The sequence below is a fragment of the Marinobacter xiaoshiensis genome (assembly GCF_031631795.1).
Taxonomy (GTDB): Bacteria; Pseudomonadota; Gammaproteobacteria; order Pseudomonadales; family Oleiphilaceae; genus Marinobacter; species Marinobacter xiaoshiensis.
This window is the reverse complement of sequence record NZ_JAVMBO010000007.1, coordinates 36995-54834: the sequence shown is the minus strand read 5'-3', so window position 1 is coordinate 54834 and position 17840 is coordinate 36995. Positions and strand designations below refer to the sequence as shown.

Here is a 17840-nt window from a genome sequence, read left to right as displayed (position 1 = left end):
AACGCCTGTCATGAATAGATAATACGAATTATGATGCACAATCCTAACCCATAGCGGGGGTATAACACAGATGTTGCAACACCTAATTGAGACCGCGCTCCGCCAAACCGTGACTCGTTTGGTCAGGCCAGCCCTTCACCCGGCGATTCCGGTTTCAGTTCAGCGTACTTTGATTAGCCAAGCCTACCGAACCTCTGTTCCACCTCGTGACTGCCGCTTTCAGACAGGCACTCTGGCAGGGCTCTCAACAATCAGAAGCTCTGTCGGAAAAGTCACTCGTGGCGCAGTGCTGTACCTGCACGGCGGCGGTTATATTATCGGCTCTGCAACCACTCACAAGGGCCTTACCGGACACCTGGCCAAAGCCACTGGCTGTATGGTGGTTGCACCAGAATACCGGCTTGCTCCTGAGAACCCATACCCTGCAGCGTTGGACGATGCAGAAGCGGCTTGGCAGGCACTGATTACAGAAGGATATTCACCCGGGCAGATTGCCATAGCAGGTGACTCAGCCGGCGGCGGACTCGCTATCGCCTTGGCCATGCGTCTGCGTGATAACGACCAGCCTCTGCCCTCTTCAATTACGGTTTTTTCACCCTGGACAGATTTGACCCAAAAAAACCTGTATTCCCCAGAATGCGAACCTGTACTTCAGGCACGCTGGACAGAAAAAGCAGCCAGGCTATACGCCGGACGAGAGCCCTTGACCAACCCTCTTATTTCTCCGGTTTTCGGAAACTTTGAGGGCTTACCCCCTTTGCTGATACAGGTCGGTAGTCAGGAAATTCTGCTCAACGATGCGGAACGTTTGGCTGAGGCTGCAAGTAATGCGGGGGTCGTTACCCAGCTTGAGGTGTTCAACAGCCTTTGGCATGTATTCCAGGTGCACAGCGGCCAGCTAAAACGAGCTACCGCTGCAGTGCAGGCCGCAGGCAAGCATATCAAAGCGCATCTGGCAGACTGACCTTACCCTGAACAAGCGCCTCCTTCTGCTGCCTGGGCCATTGTTTGATGTGCCACTCCAGCTTTGAGGCCCGGCTGCGATCTCCCGCGGGCAAGCTGAGCACCAACTCCAGCGGACCTTTGCCCCTCAGGCTCCTCGCGCCTTTTGGCGCACCGGCCTGGTGTTCGGAAAAGCGACGTGGCACGTCTGTGGTTATGCCCGTATAGAGCGCGCCGCGGGCCGTGCGCACCATATAGACAAACCAGTCATTGGACATCTGCCAGCTCCTGCTCTCGCTCTTTCACTTTTTTCTGCTGCAGCCAAAGACCCGCCATAATCAACACCAGGCCAATATATGTGGACGGCAGTATCTGTTCGCCCAGAATAAAATAGATGAATACCAGCGACAGAAACGGCGAAATAAAAATCAGATTACTCACTCTGGAGGTGTTTTCTGCCTTTTTCATGGCGTAAGACCAGAGCACAAAGGCGATGCCCATCTCGAAGATGCCCACGTACAAAGCCGCAACCAGAGAACCGGTAACCGGCAGGGACAGGCCTTCTGTCCACCAACAGATTACCGCTATCACCGGGAGGCCGAACAAAAAGTTCAGGAACAGACCAACCACCGGATCCCGGGTATCACGGGTAGCAATAATCCAATAGGACGCCCACACAAGAGTGCTGCCTATGGCCAGAGCAACCCCGATTGGGTCTGAGAAACTCAAAGTGGTAATAGCCCCACGGGTGGCAATCACCACAACGCCCGCATAGCACACCAGGCCCGCGACTATATCCAGCCTGCGCAGGCGATGGCCCAGAAACGGCACTGACAAATATGCCAAAACCAGCGCCCAAGTGTAATTTAACGGCTGAGCTTCTTGCGCGGGCAGCCGGTCAAATGCGCCAAAAAGAAAGAAATAATACAAACAAGGGTTTATCAGCCCCATGCCAAACGATTGTATGTATTGTTTTTTCTGTAACGAAAACACCAGATGCCAGCGCTTTTGCAACATCAGGATGATCGCCATAACCACCACAGACGCCGAACAAGCAACCAGCAACATTTGCACGGGTGCCAAGTCTGCCAAGGCCAGTTTGAATGCTGTGGCAACGGTAGACCAGAGCAACACAGTGCCCAGCCCGTACATCATGGCTGTTTTCTGATCTTTCACTGCACATCTCCTTTCGGTATTTTTGCGCCACTTCTCACCGCGCCGCTCTCATCGCTTGCTTCAAGGCCCGGTTCACCTGCCGCCAGCCATCTGTACAAGGTGCGCCGGTTTATACCCAGAATTTGAGCAGCTCGGCGTTTGTTGCCTCCCACCGCCTTCATCACCTCAGTTACATAATCTTGCTGGAGGGCGTCGAGTGTTGGCCATTGCGAAATGCTGTCGACGCTAAGCGCGGCCTGTGAGGTGGTGGCAATCCCCTGGCGTTTGCGGACTCGTTCTGGCAGATGATCGGGCTGGATGGTGTCGCCTTCACAGAAGGTCACCGCCCTCTCGATCGCACTGGCCAGTTCACGGACATTGCCCGGAAACGGGTAATCCATAAGAGTGCGGGAGCTTACCTGGCTGAGCTTCAGAAATCCGCGCTGATGTCGGCGGGCAGCTTCACGGAGAAAGTGCATTGCAAGCAGGTCAACATCATCACCTCGCTCACGCAACGCCGGAATGCGCAGGCTCAGAGTCTCCAACCGATAATAGAGGTCTTCCCGGAAGCTTCCCTCACTCACAGCTTTCAACAGATCCACGTGGGTGGCGGCCAGAATTCGTACATCCACGGGCTCTTCCTGATCCGAGCCCACCGGTTTTACCATGCCTTCCTGCAACACACGCAACAGCTTTGCCTGCAAGGCCAGAGGCATCTCGCCAATCTCATCCAGCAACAAAGTGCCACCGTGTGCCTCTGTAAACAGACCTTTCCGAGCCTGGCGCGCCCCGGTAAAGGCACCGGCCTCGTGGCCGAAAAACTCACTTTCCATGAGTTCTGCCGGTATGCCCGCACAATTCACCGCCACAAAAGGCTTGGCGTTCCGCTCGCTGACACGGTGAATGGCCCTCGCCACCAGTTCCTTGCCGGTTCCGCTTTCGCCGCATATCAAAACCGCAGCATCACTGCGGGCAATCTGGCGAATTTCAGACCTAAGCCGCACCATGCTTTCATGCTCACCAATCAGGCCGAGGGATTCATCGGTGTTACTGTGTGCAAGAAACTGTTTCAGCTGTTTTGTGAGATCGGCCTGCGTGAGTAATCGCCGTATTTTCAGGCGCAGATGATCAGTAGATAAAGGCTTGGTGAGAAAATCGTCTGCGCCTGCTTGCAATGCCTCAACGGCCTGATCAACTGTCCCGAAAGCTGTAATGATAATAAAGGGCAAGCTGAGACCTTCAGCCTGAGCTGCCTTGAGTAGCTCCAGCCCATCGCCATCTGGCAGGCGCAGATCTGATACCACCAGGTCGGGTGTTTCTGCACTGAGCATTCCGCAAGCTTCACTTACTGTTCCGGCGCGGCTCACGCTATAGCCATCCAGCGCAAGCTCCTCACTCAATAACAGCCCCAGGCTGGCGTCGTCTTCCAGGAGCAAAATCCTTGCTTTGAATTGGCTCATACCCCCGTCTCCACTGGCCAGTACAGGCTCATTCTGCATCCTCCCGATTCACTGTTTCCGATTTCAATCCGGCCACTGTGCTCTTTAAGAATACTGCTGACCATCGCCAGCCCAAGCCCCGTGCCTTCCCCAGCCGGCCGGGTACTGTAAAACGGTTCAAACACTGCGTCTCTTTTCTCAGTGGCTATGCCTGGTCCATCATCCTCAACCCGCACCTCCCACTCGCTATCATAACGGTGCAGCGACAAAGCCACCTCAGCGCGAGCAGCCTGGCAGGCGTTGCGCACTACATTCAAACAGGCCAACTCCAACCTCACAGGTTCTGCCCTGATCCAGGCACCCACTTCAAGCCCTCGGCTTAGCAGGCGCTTCCCATGGCACTTCTCATCTTCACCGGCGCGGTCCAGTACATCTTTGAGGACAGCATTGAGGCTGATCGGCCGCCTTGAATCCGGCACATGGCGGAAGCAATCCAAAAGCTGCTGAATGATGGTGGTCATTCGCCCCACCTGGTAACCGATATCATCCAGTTGCCGTCGCTGTTCATCCGTGAGGTCATGGCGAGCCAGAATGTTTGCGCGCCCCTGAATCACGTTCAAGGGTGCGCCAAGCTCGTGGGCAACCCCGCCCGCCACTCGCCCGATCATGGCAATCTTTTCCTGATATTCCAGGCGCTCGGCAAGTTGACGCTCTGTGATCACACGCTGCTGTATTTCCTCTTCTGCCCGAGCCATGCGCTGGCCCATGTCCCGAACACCACCATATATCTGCCGCAGCTCGCGGGGGCCAGATGGTTCCGCGTCAAACTGCCAGTTGCCGGGTGCCAGCTCACTCATAGCGCTTAACAGGCGACTGACATGGCGGCCGACGGTTCCATAGTGCCCAAGCACAACCACCAGGATGATTGTTATCGCAAGCGCAGACCAGATAGACACAGCCCAAAGGCGGCTTGAGGCCAGCAACTCATGAAAATCACTACGCTTGCGGGTGATTTGCAGCAACCCCTGTATTCGGCCATCGTCGGCCACCAGAGGCGTAAAGTGCGAGAATACAGATTGCCCATCTACCCGCCGAAAGGCCCCGCCAAGCTCGCCACTGTTAATGACCTGCTCAGCGCTGGCGCTGTTCCCTACATCTGTATCTGCCAGGCCGAGACTGGCAATCCGGGCTCCGCCTTTATCGAAAACCGATGCACCGGACACGCGACCAATCCGGAATATTGATCTCAGAGAGTCGCCTATAACCAACTCATCGTTTTCCTGCATGGCTCGGGAAAGGGGGCCGCTGGCAGCTCGGGCCACCAGCTCCAGATCTTCCTGCAAGCGGTCGTTCAGAGCTTTTTCTACAGCCCCAAACCCTAGATATATGGCAAGGCCACTGATGACCAGCAAGGGGACGACAATGCTCAACACCAGGGTGAGTTGTATTGACCCAAATACTTGGCCGGCGCTTCTGAGAGACGGTTTCATTCAAGCTCCAACTACATAAATGCCACACTCTTCTGCCACATGTGACATTTCGTCTCAACCTTCATTACGCAGGATTAACCACAGAAAACTATAAACCTATGATTTATAAACAATAAATAAAATATACAGAAACTGGCACGAGGCTTGATATGTCTTTGGTGAACGCAAATCAAACAGGAGAAGTCGATTATGAATATGAACAAGCTACTCGTATCCATTACCGCATCCATTGCCCTACTGGCAGCAGCGCCCACAATGGCTGAGCAGAACCCTGTAGCCACCGGAGGCTCAGAAGGTTACTCAAACCCTGCAGCTGCAGGTACGCAGAACACCCATTACAACGACGCCGAGCTGAAAAAGTTTATTGAAGCGCAGGAAGGCATTTCAGAAGTGCGTGAAGAGTACATAGACAAAATTGAATCAGCGGACTCCCAGCAGGAAGCTCAGAAACTGCAGATGGAAGCTAACGATCAAATGGTATCGGTCATTGAGGATTCAGGAATGGATATCCCAACCTATAATGCCATTGCAACCGCCTACAGCAGCGAGCCAAAGATCCGTAACCGTGTTGACGCGCTGATGTAAGCGCGGGTCAAATCCAGACAAACTGCTCGTCAGTTTAGCCCCGCCAAGCGGGGCTTTTTGATTTGCCTAGCCACCATGCCTCAACTCAATCTGCCACAACCGGCACAGAGACAAATTTCACATTTTGCCGTGCCAGCTCTGCAGAACCTCGAGCTGTAAGCTCGGATACAAACTGGAACTGCTCTTTAGGATCAAACGGGTAGGCCTTCACCCGGTAGTGCATGCCCCAAGGCTTATTAAACACAATCACCAGCACTGGCTGCCAGGTTTTGGTTCGCGGGCTGGTAAACGCTACATCCCGAAGCAAATCACGAACCTGGCTGACATCATGATTAGCCTCCAGATAAAAGTCTGCCGTGCACATCAGGTTATCTGTGCCGTCGTTTCCGTTGGCAATCAGGGAGTTCCACAGCTTATTGTGAGGAATGATCACTACCGTATCGTCAGGTGTAACAATCTCGGCAGCCCGCGTATTGATGGCTCGTACTACGCCGTATTGGCCATCGACCTCAATCCAGTCACCTGGCCGGTAAGGCATTTCGTACAAAGTAACAATACCGGCGATCAGGCTGTTGGCGTAATCCTTGAAAGCAAAGCCAAGCGCCAGAGCAAGCGCCCCGAAAATGGCCACCATATTTTCGAACGACGGTTCCACCAAAATCGGAACTACAACCGTGATCGTGGCGAAAATAATCAGCAATCTGAGTAAAGGAACAGAAGCTAAAAGGTATAGGCGCGGTTTACCACCCAGCTTCTCCGCAACCCGGGGAAGCACCTTCTGCACCGCCACTATGACAAGAGACGCAATAATGATAACGAGTAACGCCTTTAACAGCGCCTGACTGGTTATAGAGGCAAAAGCAGACTTGATTCCAAGATCATCGATCATAACAACTCCTAGAATTGATCAAGCGGAAAACCCCAACCCTGCAAATGCCGCCTGACGGTGGGATACCCGATAGCTGTGACTTGCCAGCGCCCATCAGTCTCATCACAGGCCGCCAATTCTGCACGCTTTAACCGTGATAACACCAAACTCAATTCGTAGGTGGACACACCAGTAACCAACTCCAGGGAGGACATATTAAGACCGTTGTGCAACAACAATCCATGCAGAATAAACCCGGTCACACTCTCCTTGCTTTGGGGCATGCTTGGCAGGCTTAGCTTACCTAGCGGAACAACCCAGCAATCCGCAGCCCGGCTCTGTTTTTCAGTTTTTTCATCAGCCTCATCCAGCTTCGCCTCGTCATCCGGCTTGGCCCGCAGGGATCTCTGCCAGATTGCCAAAGCCACACCGGGATTACCGCGTGATGTAGCGGCCAGGTCGCGCAAGAAAGAACTGTATTTGCGTTTTTTATTGCTTTTAGTTTTGTCTTTTTCAGCCAAAGGCAGCACGTAGAGGCCATCGCCGGTCATTCTTGCAACTATCTCAGACCTGCCTTTTCCCGAAGCCAGATAAGTAAACCAGACGCCAAGGCGCTCGGCGTCCATGGGCGCGGGAGTCCAGGGCGACATCTGGGCGTTCTCAAGATATTGTCCCCAGTATCGCCAACACCAGCTTGAGCAACCCAAAATGCCTGCGCCTGTTTCACCAATGGCAATTCTGCGAAACAACTCCTTCACCAGAGCCAGCCCTGACAAACTCCGCAGCCAGAAATCCGCAAGCTCCGTAATTACCCATGGGGTCGACAGATCCTGTTCATCCCACCAATCACAGGCTTCCTTGGCACTAAATGACAGGGTATCCGGCGGCCCAATGATGCGCCATTTTTCACCACTTCCATCAAGTAACCCAGGCTCTGCGAGTTCTTCAAACCGGGCGAGCGACTGCTGCAAACCAGAAAAAGGGGGTGCCACCAGGCACACAACTTCCCGACTCAGAGAGCCCTCGGAACGCGCTTGTTGCACGCCGCTGGCTATAGCTTCTGCCTGACGGCCATAATCCGGCTCCGGAGCCAATCGCTTTTTTTGAATACCGGACAGCTCTGGCAGATCGTCCATGCTTTCAAACGGATCTTCAGCTTGTGAAACCCCGGCCTGCAGTTGAGAGAGGGCATACTGAATAGCGTCTTTTAGTGAACGCCGCACCGATGTTTGAGGCAATGTCCATTGATCAGCGGAAATTAATCCTCCAGGAAGACAAGTGTCCGCCGATTTATCGTTGATTGTATCCTTCAAAAAAACAGCTCCTGCATGACCAGCGGCTAACCTGCTTATTCAGGCACCAACCAGCCGTGTTCGTGGGAAAGGCCCAGCGCAGACTCGCCTGCAATATCCTCAATCATGGCAGAAAAACGGTCTTCAAACCCCCATGGTGGATTAACAACCAGCATGCCGGAACCTGTCATGCCTCGCTCCGGGGGTGTTTTCAGGTGTACTTCACTGCACCAGACTTTGCGCAGTGGGCTGTCTTTCACAGCTTGCTTCAAAGTAGCTTGCAGACCACTGGTAAGCACGGGATACCACACAAGATAAACACCGTGTCGGCACTTCTGCCATGCTTTTTGCAGCGTCGCAGCAACATCGGAATATTCGGATTTGATTTCATAGGAGGGATCAATCAAAGCCATCAGCCTGGGTTGTGCCGGCGGCAATTGCCTCAACAGCCCTTTCAGACCATCTTCATGCATCACCCGAACATTTTGGTCAGCGGCCCAACCGGCGAGTTGGCTACTTTCCGTGGGGTGTAGCTCAAATGCTGTCAGCGAATCGCCAGGGCGCAAAAACTGGCGAAACCAGGCTGGGGAGCCGGGATAAACCGTTAACGCACCCTCTCCCGCATTGAACCGGGACAACACTTTCAAAACCGACTGCCAATCTCCGGAAGATAAGCTGTTCCGGCTTGCCCACAATTTTTGTACGCCCAGGTCCGCTTCCGCAGTTTTCCGTGCGCGGTCGCTCTTGAGGTCATAAATGGCGCTACCAGCGTGGGTATCAAAACAAGCAATAGCGGAAGGCTTCGCCTGCATCATAGACAGGGCAAGTGTTAACGCCCCGTGCTTCTGAACATCAGCAAAGTTCCCGGCATGAAAGGCGTGAAGATAACTCAACATAAATCAGCTCCCGATAAACAGAAGCTATTAAGCCCGAGCGCGCACTCCCAGTGCAAGAGAGCGCTGGAAAAAGCGCTCTCGAGCCAGGCAAGACAGTAGAAGCGGCGCGGTGCAGCCGGATGTCAGCCAGAACGGCTAGTGTTGGGAGGTGGCTGGCCAGAACCGCAGCTCTCAGGTTGCCCAGCGACAACGCTGGTTTTATCAACCGACTTACGAAGCGACTGCCACGCTGAGAAAACACTCTTTGAAGAGCCTGCTAGCCTAACCACTGATCCGCTCATACTTTTCCCCTGATATAAGAGCACGTTCAAATCAGAATCTAGCATCACAAATCGTATTTGCAAATGATTATCATTAAAATTTGATATCACGCTTTTTTTGACCAGGCCACGCTAAAAAACGCCAGAACACTCTTGCGCTGAAAAGCCTCAACAAACATAATTGCGAACGATAATAACTCCTATTACCATGCTCATTTCTAAAATCCCGGAGTCCTCAATGAAGACACTTTTTCGACCGGCCGCTCTTGCGCTCGCTGTTGCCGCCACAATAGGTGCTGGCTGCGCCAACACCACCTCACCAGAGGCAGCAGACTCCCAACCAGCCACCAAAATGTCGGTTGTAGAGCACTATGCCGACGTAGCGCATGCCGGATATGAAGACGCCCTGATTACTGCCAAGGCACTGAACAAGGCTACCGACCGATTAATTTCCGACCCTACTGAAGCCAACATGAAAGCGGCCAAGGAAGCCTGGCTCGCAGCTCGTGTGCCCTACCAGCAAACAGAAGTGTTCCGCTTCGGCAACGCGATTGTGGATGACTGGGAAGGCCAACTGAACGCCTGGCCTCTGGATGAAGGGCTGATCGACTACGTTCAGGCCGACGATTACCAATATGAGCTCGGCAATGCTGGCGCAACCGCCAATATTATTGGCAGCAAAAGCATCAATGTTGGCGGCGAAACCCTCGATGTAACAAACCTCACGCCAGAGTTGCTTGCTAACCTGAATGAGATTGGTGGTTCGGAAGCAAACGTGGCCACCGGCTATCACGCCATTGAATTTTTGTTGTGGGGACAAGATCTGCACGGATTTGATCCTGGCAGTGGCGAGCGGCCAGTAACTGATTATGCAGCCGGTGCCGACTGCACCAACGGCAACTGCGACCGCCGGGGTGAATACCTCGACGCGGTAACCGACCTTCTGGTGTCTGATCTGGAGTGGATGGTTGCACAGTGGGCACCAGGTGCCTCTGACAATTATCGCAGCCAGCTTATGGCCGCGGATGCCGACGAAGGCGTGCAAAAAATGCTGTTCGGCATGGGCTCTCTGTCCCTGGGTGAGCTGGCTGGTGAGCGCATGAAGGTGGCCCTTGAAGCTAACTCATACGAAGACGAGCACGACTGCTTCAGTGATAACACACACAACTCCCACTACTATAATGGCCAGGGCATTCAGAACGTCTATACCGGCAACTACCGTCGTGTAGACGGCAGTCTGGTATCTGGCCCTTCGTTGTCTGATCTGGTAGCGCAAACCAACCCTGACCTGGACGCCCGCCTGAATGCCCAGCTTGAGGCATCCATGAGCGCACTGGGAATGATGAAGGCCAAGGCCGAATCAAGCCAGAACCCCATGCCCTTTGATATGATGATTGCACCAGGAAATGCAGAAGGAGCAAGCATTGTGAATGGCGCGATTATGGCATTGGTAGAGCAAACCGGCTCCATTGAGCAAGCAGCTCGGCAGCTTGGCCTTGAAGCTCTTTCGCCAGACGACGCAGGCCACTCTTTCTGAAAGTAAACAGGAAAGAAAACGATACCCGGGGGCGAGCGCGGCCCCGGGTAACAAGGAACACGATATAGCCATGGAAAGCCCGCTTTGAGAAGAGCGGATTTTCCATGGCTTATTCAATTATGTGGAACAAATTAATGACCAGGACACAACTCATCACGGGGCTGCTGATTTTCGGTATCGGCCTGCCCATTCACGCCGCCTCCCATGCGGGCTTTCCGTTGCAGGACTCCCCCAATACCGGCGGCGATGGCACGGTTGAGCAGTTCGACACCAACGCCTACTCCCTACCCCAAGGCAATCTTTCCATGACCAAGCGCCTGGACTTCAGCGTTGGTAACAGCTTTTTCCGTAACCCCTGGGTTGAAGCGCCGGCCAGCACCACCGCGCGGGATGGACTAGGCCCTTTATTCAACACCAACTCCTGCCAAGGCTGCCATATCAAAGATGGTCGCGGCCACCCGCCCGCTGCTGATGAAACAGCTGTGTCCCTGTTCTTGCGCCTGGCGGTTCCAGCCGACCCGGGAGTAGACGCAGATATTCTGCTTACCCAGGGTTTTAAGCCGGCGCCGGTGTACGGCAGCCAACTGCAAACCGCTGCCCTGCCCGGTGCAAAGCCTGAAGCCGATATGGTGCTTACATGGAACCCGGTAACAAAGACCTTGGCTGACGGCACCATAGTGGATCTGAGAGAGCCGGTTTACCGGATAGAGAACCCCAACTACGGTCCTCTGCCCGAAGATCTTCTGATTTCCCCTCGGGTCGCGCCGCCTATGATTGGCATGGGGCTGCTCGAAGCGATTCCGATCGCCGACCTGGAAGCCCTGGCCGACCCGCAGGATGAGAATGGCGATGGCATTTCCGGCAAGCTTAATCTGGTGTGGGATCTGGAAACCAAACAGACAGTGCCCGGCCGTTTTGGCTGGAAAGCAGCCGAGCCCAATGTACACCAGCAAAGCATGGGCGCCTTTGCCGGCGATATGGGGCTAACTTCCAGCCTGAAGCCATCTACTGACTGCACGCCTGAACAGGAATGTGACCGCTTTCCCGACGGTGGCCAGCCGGAAGTGAGCGACAAGATCGCAAACTTTGTCACCTTCTATGCAAAGAGCCTGGCCGTACCCGCTCGACGCAACATGGAAGATCCCGCAGTCCAGAAGGGTGCGCAGCTATTTAACGAAACCGGATGCGCCGGGTGTCACACCCCCCGACATGTCACAGGAACAGACCCGGAACGCCCTGATTTGAGCAAGCAGACTATCTGGCCCTATACCGACATGCTGCTGCACGATATGGGACCTGCCCTTGCCGATGGTCGCGATGAGTTTTTGGCCAACGGCAACGAATGGCGCACACAGCCACTCTGGGGCATTGGTCTGGCGCAAATCGTTAATCCGCAAGCCGGCTTTTTACATGATGGCCGAGCGCGCACTCTGGAAGAGGCCATCCTGTGGCACGGCGGAGAAGCCGCTCCGGCGGTGGCGCTTTACACCGGGTTCAGCGCCGAAGACCGACAGGCACTGATCGATTTTCTGACTTCTCTATAATGGAGCCCGACATGACGCGACTGGCACTGACCTTCTTACTCGCCTCATCGGTGGCCGTTTCTCCGCTGGCGGCGGCAACGGCCAATAATGCAGATAGCCAAACTATTGAATACCGAAAGCAATGGCACAGCGACGTTCTCACGGGCTATCAGAACCTGGCGACACAAGGCCAAGCTCTGTCCAGCCAGGCGGCGAGCTATTGTCAGGCCCCCTCGCCGGAAGGGCTTGAGCAGACAAAGCAGGCCTGGCTGGAGGCATTTCTGGCCTGGCAACAGGTTCGTTTTGTGGATTTTGGCCCGGTAGAGCAGGGAAATCGCGCCTGGCAATTCCAGTTCTGGCCGGATCCGAAAAACCTCGTGGCCCGCAAGGCTTCCTACCTGCTTAAAGACGAAGCGCCGATCACACCTGAAAAAGTCAGTGAATCCGGCGTCGCCGTGCAGGGCTTCCCAATGGCGGAGTATTTGCTGTACGACCAGGCCTTCGCTAACGGCGAAGAAGCACTGCCAGCCGGGCGCAGCTGTAAACTATTGGTTGCAGTAACCCGACATATCGCCGACAACGGCCAATCCTTGGCAAATGACTGGCAGGGTTTTCAGAGCAACTACCTTGGCAGTGATCAGTACACAGATACAACTATACGCTCTGCCATGGCCGGGCTGGAGATTCTTGAGGAGCGGCGCCTGGCTACGCCAATGGGCCTGCGCGGTAACGGTAAACGCTCAGTTTACAGCGCCGATGCCTGGCGAAGCGAAGCCAGCCTTGCTGCCATGGGCGCCAGTGTTCAGGGACTCAAACAGAGTTTCCTGCCAGCCTTCTCTAAACTCCTCACAGATCGGAAACAGCCCGATCTCGCCGAGCAGATCGCACAGCAGTTCGACGAAGTGCTGGCTAACTTTCCGGAACTCGACCGCCCGATGGCACCCTTACTGGCTGACGATAACGGATACAAATTGCTGCAAAGCCTATATATCGACATCACTCAGCTGACGTCACTGGTAAATGACCGTGCAGCCGTTGAGCTTGGCGTGGTGCGTGGCTTTAATTCCAGCGACGGAGACTGAGGAGAGGTCCATGCCTGAACTGACTCGCCGAAGCTTCATTAAATCCGCCCTCACTGGTAGCGCTGCCATCAGCCTTTCCGGCTGCACCCTGCTGCCCCGCAAAGCGGGTAACCAGAGCCCTCAGCAATACACCGGCGCTATAGGTCTGCAAGACAACCGTTTTGCGGTAAGCGCCATAGCGCCAGATGGCAGGATGCTATGGCAATCCCCGGTAGGCTCTCGCTGCCACAGTGGCTGTATCCGACCGAATACCGCACAAGTGGTGTTCTTTGAGCGTCGGCCAGGCTGGGCTTTCTATGTTTTCAATAGCGAATCAGGCGATCGGCTGCACCGCATTGAAGCCGCTGAAGGCGAACACTTTGTGGGCCATGGTGTGTTCTCACCTGACGGCCGTTTCCTGTACGCTCCAGCCAATCGTTATGAACCCGGGGAAGGTATTATTGCGGTGTACGATAGCCAACGCGGCTATCAACGAGCCAACACTTTTGAGCTGAACGGCATAGGTCCACACCAGGTCACTATGCACCCGGACGGCCAAACACTGGTCGTTGGGTTGGGCGGCATTCTTACCCACCCGGATTACGACCGCATCAAGCTCAACCTGCCCACTATGAAGCCAGCGCTGTTGATGATGGACAGGCTCTCCGGCGACATTCTCGCCCGGTTCCAGCCGTCACACCATCAACTCAGTACCCGGCATGTGGATGTTGCTCAAGACGGCACTGTTTATGCCGCCTACCAATATCAGGGGCCAGCTCATGAGCTGCCGCCACTGGTTGCGCGTTACCGCAACGGACGCTACGAAGAGATCGACTTTGGTGCGGCCACTCACCGGGAGCTGGGTAATTACATCGCCAGCATAGTGGCTCACCCTGAAAACGACCTGGTTGCCATCGCCTCCCCGATAGGTGGGACAGCGTTAATCTTCAACAGTCGCTCCGGGAAAGTAATTGAAAAGGCTGCCATCCCGGACTGTGCCGGTGTTGAAGCTTTGGCCGGGGGAGACTTTTTAGTATCTTCAGGCCGCGGCAAGCTGGTTCGCATGGGCAAGGGAAAACCGGCGGAAGAAATTGCCAGCATGCCGGTTCAGTGGGATCATCATCTGGTATGAACCATCGCTAATCTGCATTCCGGGGTACTGGGGTGCCGGCCCGGCTGGTATCCTTGGCTATCCATTTTACGGAGGGCAGCGGCTTGTCCCAGCAACAAACACCAATTCAGAAAAACTCCTCTTCCAACGCGGGCGACCAGACAGGTAACGGGCTCTTCGAACGACCTGTCGACCGGCTATACAGCCTGATCGCCAACGAAGAAGACGCCCGGGTATGCAAAGACATCCCATCCGAAGCCTGCAATGTGGTGCCACGCAACTTCTTCCTGATTCTGGCAGCCAACGTACTGACCAAGCTGGGCGACTTGTTAATCAGCCCGAAAACCGTGCTTGCCTGGCTAATGAGCGCCATTGGCGCGCCGGCTCTGGTGGCCTGGCTCGTTCCCATTCGGGAATCAGGCTCTATGGTTCCCCAAATGATGATTGCAGCTTGGGTTCGCCGCAAACCGGTGCGCAAATGGTTCTGGACACTTGGCAGCTTTGGACAGGCCATCAGCGTGACTGCCATGGCTGCTTGCGTCTGGTTTCTTGAGGGCTATACAGCCGGCGGCGGCATTGTCGCTGCGCTGATTGTATTCTCCCTGTCTCGGGGGTTCTGCTCCGTGGCCATGAAAGATGTTCAGGGAAAGTGCATTCCGAAAACCCGCAGAGGCAGGCTCTCCGGCCTTGCAGCCACTATCGGTGGCACAGCGACGGTTCTGTTGACGGTGATTTTGTTCAGGGATCAGGGCGACCCGACCATCGCATTTTATAGTCTGCTACTTTTGCTGGCAGCTGCGCTCTGGGTGATTGCGGGAATTCTGTTTGCAGGCGTTGAAGAGCACGAAGGTGAAACCGACGGTGGTGGTAACGCCCTTACCGAAGCGTTCAAAAGCTTGTCATTACTGAGGGATGACGCGCCCTTCCGTAACTTTGTGATTACCCGCGCTCTCTTGCTGTGCTCGGCTCTGGCATCGCCCTATTTTGTGGTGCTGGCTCAAAAAGAATCGGATACAGGTTTAATGCTTGGCGTGTTCCTTCTGGCAAGCAGCCTGGCCAGCTCCGTATCCGCCAGTTTCTGGGGGTGGATGGCAGACACCTCCAGCCGACGGGTGATGATTCGTGGTGCGGCAATCGCCAGTGCTGTGTGCTTGTCCGTAGGGCTAACTGCCATGTTTGTAGGCACTGGTGTAGGCAACGGCTGGTTTTACCCGGTGGCATTTTTCGCACTCAGCATTGCCCACGCAGGCGTGAGACTGGGCCGGAAAACCTATTTGGTGGATATGGCAGGAGGCAACAAACGCACAGACTACACGGCTGTGAGCAATACCGTAATCGGGTTTTTGCTGCTTGCTACCGGAGGACTAACCGCACTCTTGTCGCTGATTTCCAACGCTGCAGTGATCGTGGTGCTTGGGTTGATGGGGCTGGCCGGAACCCTGAGCGCGATTCGCCTGAAAGAGGTAACCAGCGGCTGATGCACCAGCCGCTTGGTCGTTCACGAAAAATCGCTAGATGGGTGCCTTGCCGTCATTCAGTGCCAGGGCACCTTTCACGATGCGAAATATCACCCAAATGGCGGTACCCATAAGAATAAACCAGCCGACAATAATAAAGCTGGTCACCACTCCAATAACTGTCCACAACAAGCCGAGCCAGAAGGTTCTGATCTGCCAGCGGAAATGCGGCTCCACCCAGGTGTTACGAACATCATCGAGCTTCACGTAATTGATAATGACGCCCACCAAACCGGTGATACCCCCCAGAAAAAACGACAACCCCTGAAGGATGTAAACAACCACCGCCAGGTTGCGTGCGGGATCAGATCGGCGCGCCAACTCATCTTCACCAGCAGGAATATATTCCGGGTCAGCCAAGGCACTTCTCCTTTATCGATATGAACTGAAAGCTTATCACAGGCGCCGGAACCGATTTGACGCTCATTGGATCAGTGATTATCCGGACGGTACCCAAGCCGGAATCCGCCCCAGTGCCGCCCGTTCACGTATACCGGAACAGAAAGATCGTGCATGACTTCGCCAGTGTCGCGCCGGTAGGTTTGCAGCAGCATGTCTTCGGTATGGCTGCCACAGCGTATTCCTGTGCGGTCGTTAAATAGTCGCTTGCTGCGGCTGCGCATCAAATCCGTAGCTGCATCTCCGGTAGGTGCATGAGCAAACTCACGATTATGGGTAGGCACATAGCCATCCGGGGCCGCAGCAATCGCAAACACCAATGCGGGATGGGAACTCTTCACCGCTTCCTGCACCTGTGGCAAAAACTGATCGGTAAAGGCATCGAAGCTGCTTGAATACTTTGCAGGTTGAGTGCCAGGGATCGGCTTTCTCGCCGAATCAAACAGAGCATTTTCTGTCAGCTTGCCATCACGTACCGCTTGCTCAAAAATCTGGCCGATCTGACTGGCACCAGCGCGGGCCTGGTCGTAGAAGAACCTGTGGTAGCTGGAATCACTATTCATCGCAAACGCTGCATTGGCGACTTCCGCAAGCTCCATCAGTGTTGCAGCCTGCTCTGCAAGCGAAGCAACGCTGGTGTCACTTTCAGAGATCTGATCACGAACGGTTTCAATAGCCGTGAATACATGACCCAGGCTGAGTTCGTTGTTCTGATCTATCTCTGCAATACGGGCAATCTGCTGTTGAACCCGATCGGACTGATCGCGTATCTGATCCAGCCGCTCGCCAACACTTTCCACAGACACCAATCCCTCTTCAACGCTGCGGGCAAGATTTTCTATACGGGTGACAATTAAAGCTGTATCGGAACGGATTTCCTGCAGCGTTTCCGCTACTTCGCCCGTCGCCTGAGCTGTGCGACCAGCTAATTGACGGACTTCATCCGCAACCACCGCAAAGCCACGTCCCTGATCGCCCGCACGAGCCGCTTCAATGGCTGCGTTGAGTGCCAGCAAGTTAGTCTGTTCCGCGATGCCTTGAATAGTGCTGGTTACGCCCTGAATTTTGTTGGACTTGTCGTTCAGCTCCTGAATCAGACGCAGGTTTTCACCGGACTGCTGATGCACCAGGCGTATGCTATCGATAGCACTGGTGAGCGCTTGACGCCCTTCCGTGCTGGCTTCACGATTTTGCAGCGCCATAGTGGCCGCTTCTGTAGCCTGCTGCGAAGACTCTCTTACCGTTTCAGTAATCTGACCGGCATACTCTGCCATCTGTGCGGTTTCCTGCACCTGCAAATCCAGTCGCAATTTGAGCTGGTCGGCCGCGTAAGATACTTGCGCGGCAGAGATCGCGTTTTTATCAGCATTACCAGAAAGGGCTTGCGCCAAAGTCCTGCCTGTTTGAGCATTAGCAAGCAGTTGCTCACACCGGGCTCTCACCGGGTGATTCTCTTCCAGAGCTCCCTTGTTCAGGCCTTCCAAACCGCGATCCACTGGAGCCAAAACCCGCACAACCAGATAGGCAGTGGCGGCAACAAGGCCGACAACCAGCCCTATAGAGAGAGATGCAGGATCCAGACCTAACAAGGGCGCCACCAAAACACTGACAACCGCAAGAATAATGGCGATTGCGACCCCCCAAAATACCGCTGCACGATCAAGCAACCCCATAAAAACCTCGACGTTGTTATTATTTCTGATAGGTACACAGTTATCCGGCCAATTTAGAGTCTAAGGAATTGAAACGGTTTGATAACTCATAG

At 54.6% G+C, this 17840-nt stretch carries 16 protein-coding genes; 7 read left to right on the top strand and 9 right to left on the bottom strand.

Features of this window, described 5'->3' with window-relative positions; translation table 11 throughout:
- Positions 1 to 70 precede the first annotated feature (70 nt).
- A complete protein-coding gene (locus RKA07_RS04100; protein ID WP_310965654.1) occupies positions 71 to 964 on the top strand; it encodes an alpha/beta hydrolase in 894 nt (297 codons plus the stop codon).
- Here RKA07_RS04100 and RKA07_RS04095 read toward each other — a convergent pair.
- Genes RKA07_RS04095 through RKA07_RS04080 form a run of 4 tightly spaced genes read right to left on the bottom strand, consistent with a single transcriptional unit; the run spans position 942 to position 5026 of the window.
- Entirely contained in the window at positions 942 to 1220 is a 279-nt protein-coding gene (locus tag RKA07_RS04095; RefSeq protein ID WP_310965653.1) for a GIY-YIG nuclease family protein, read from the bottom strand. The genes RKA07_RS04100 and RKA07_RS04095 overlap by 23 nt on opposite strands.
- A complete protein-coding gene (locus tag RKA07_RS04090; RefSeq protein WP_310965652.1) occupies positions 1210 to 2118 on the bottom strand; it encodes a DMT family transporter in 909 nt (302 codons plus the stop codon). Before RKA07_RS04090 ends, RKA07_RS04095 begins: the two co-directional genes overlap by 11 nt.
- The gene (locus RKA07_RS04085; protein ID WP_200202621.1) at positions 2115 to 3557 is read right to left on the bottom strand and encodes a sigma 54-interacting transcriptional regulator; all 1443 of its coding nucleotides are present in this window, start codon (positions 3555 to 3557) and stop codon (positions 2115 to 2117) included. The genes RKA07_RS04090 and RKA07_RS04085 overlap by 4 nt, the downstream gene beginning before the upstream one ends.
- Entirely contained in the window at positions 3554 to 5026 is a 1473-nt protein-coding gene (locus RKA07_RS04080) for an ATP-binding protein (protein WP_200369038.1), read from the bottom strand. Before RKA07_RS04080 ends, RKA07_RS04085 begins: the two co-directional genes overlap by 4 nt.
- A gap of 189 nt (positions 5027 to 5215) precedes the next feature.
- On the opposite strand from RKA07_RS04080, the gene RKA07_RS04075 reads away from it, so the two are divergent.
- On the top strand, positions 5216 to 5611 hold the full coding sequence (locus tag RKA07_RS04075; protein WP_227714548.1) for a DUF4168 domain-containing protein: 396 nt from the start codon (positions 5216 to 5218) through the stop codon (positions 5609 to 5611).
- 85 nt (positions 5612 to 5696) lie between these two features.
- On the opposite strand, the gene RKA07_RS04070 is transcribed toward RKA07_RS04075, so the two are convergent.
- From RKA07_RS04070 to RKA07_RS04060, 3 genes are read right to left on the bottom strand one after another with little or no spacing between them, the layout of a single operon-like run.
- Positions 5697 to 6500 carry a mechanosensitive ion channel family protein gene (locus RKA07_RS04070; protein WP_227714547.1) on the bottom strand — a complete coding sequence of 268 codons (804 nt, stop codon included), beginning with the start codon at positions 6498 to 6500 and terminating at the stop codon, positions 5697 to 5699.
- Positions 6501 to 6508: 8 nt separating this feature from the next.
- Positions 6509 to 7792 (bottom strand): hypothetical protein, encoded by a 1284-nt coding sequence (locus tag RKA07_RS04065; RefSeq protein ID WP_310965651.1) that lies wholly within the window; start codon positions 7790 to 7792, stop codon positions 6509 to 6511.
- A 35-nt stretch (positions 7793 to 7827) separates the two neighbouring features.
- Positions 7828 to 8667 carry a 23S rRNA (adenine(2030)-N(6))-methyltransferase RlmJ gene (locus RKA07_RS04060; protein WP_200369037.1) on the bottom strand — a complete coding sequence of 280 codons (840 nt, stop codon included), beginning with the start codon at positions 8665 to 8667 and terminating at the stop codon, positions 7828 to 7830.
- Between the two features lie 498 nt (positions 8668 to 9165).
- Here RKA07_RS04060 and RKA07_RS04055 point away from each other — a divergent pair, with 498 nt between their 5' ends.
- From RKA07_RS04055 to RKA07_RS04035, 5 genes are all read left to right on the top strand, one after another.
- Positions 9166 to 10464: an imelysin family protein gene (locus RKA07_RS04055; protein ID WP_310965650.1), complete on the top strand. Its 1299-nt coding sequence runs from the start codon at positions 9166 to 9168 to the stop codon at positions 10462 to 10464.
- Positions 10465 to 10598: 134 nt separating this feature from the next.
- On the top strand, positions 10599 to 12008 hold the full coding sequence (locus RKA07_RS04050; RefSeq protein ID WP_200202625.1) for a di-heme oxidoreductase family protein: 1410 nt from the start codon (positions 10599 to 10601) through the stop codon (positions 12006 to 12008).
- A gap of 11 nt (positions 12009 to 12019) precedes the next feature.
- Positions 12020 to 13069, top strand: a complete 1050-nt coding sequence (locus RKA07_RS04045) for an imelysin family protein (protein WP_310965649.1) — start codon at positions 12020 to 12022, stop codon at positions 13067 to 13069.
- A 10-nt stretch (positions 13070 to 13079) separates the two neighbouring features.
- Complete coding sequence (locus RKA07_RS04040; protein ID WP_200202627.1) at positions 13080 to 14180, top strand: DUF1513 domain-containing protein; 1101 nt, start codon at positions 13080 to 13082, stop codon at positions 14178 to 14180.
- A gap of 185 nt (positions 14181 to 14365) precedes the next feature.
- On the top strand, positions 14366 to 15637 hold the full coding sequence (locus RKA07_RS04035; RefSeq protein ID WP_310966008.1) for an MFS transporter: 1272 nt from the start codon (positions 14366 to 14368) through the stop codon (positions 15635 to 15637).
- A gap of 33 nt (positions 15638 to 15670) precedes the next feature.
- Here the strand turns inward: RKA07_RS04035 and RKA07_RS04030 are convergent, their stop codons facing one another.
- Positions 15671 to 16036 (bottom strand): DUF4870 family protein, encoded by a 366-nt coding sequence (locus tag RKA07_RS04030; protein ID WP_200369034.1) that lies wholly within the window; start codon positions 16034 to 16036, stop codon positions 15671 to 15673.
- A 71-nt stretch (positions 16037 to 16107) separates the two neighbouring features.
- Positions 16108 to 17748, bottom strand: a complete 1641-nt coding sequence (locus RKA07_RS04025; RefSeq protein WP_200369033.1) for a methyl-accepting chemotaxis protein — start codon at positions 17746 to 17748, stop codon at positions 16108 to 16110.
- Between the last annotated feature and the right edge of the window lie 92 nt (positions 17749 to 17840).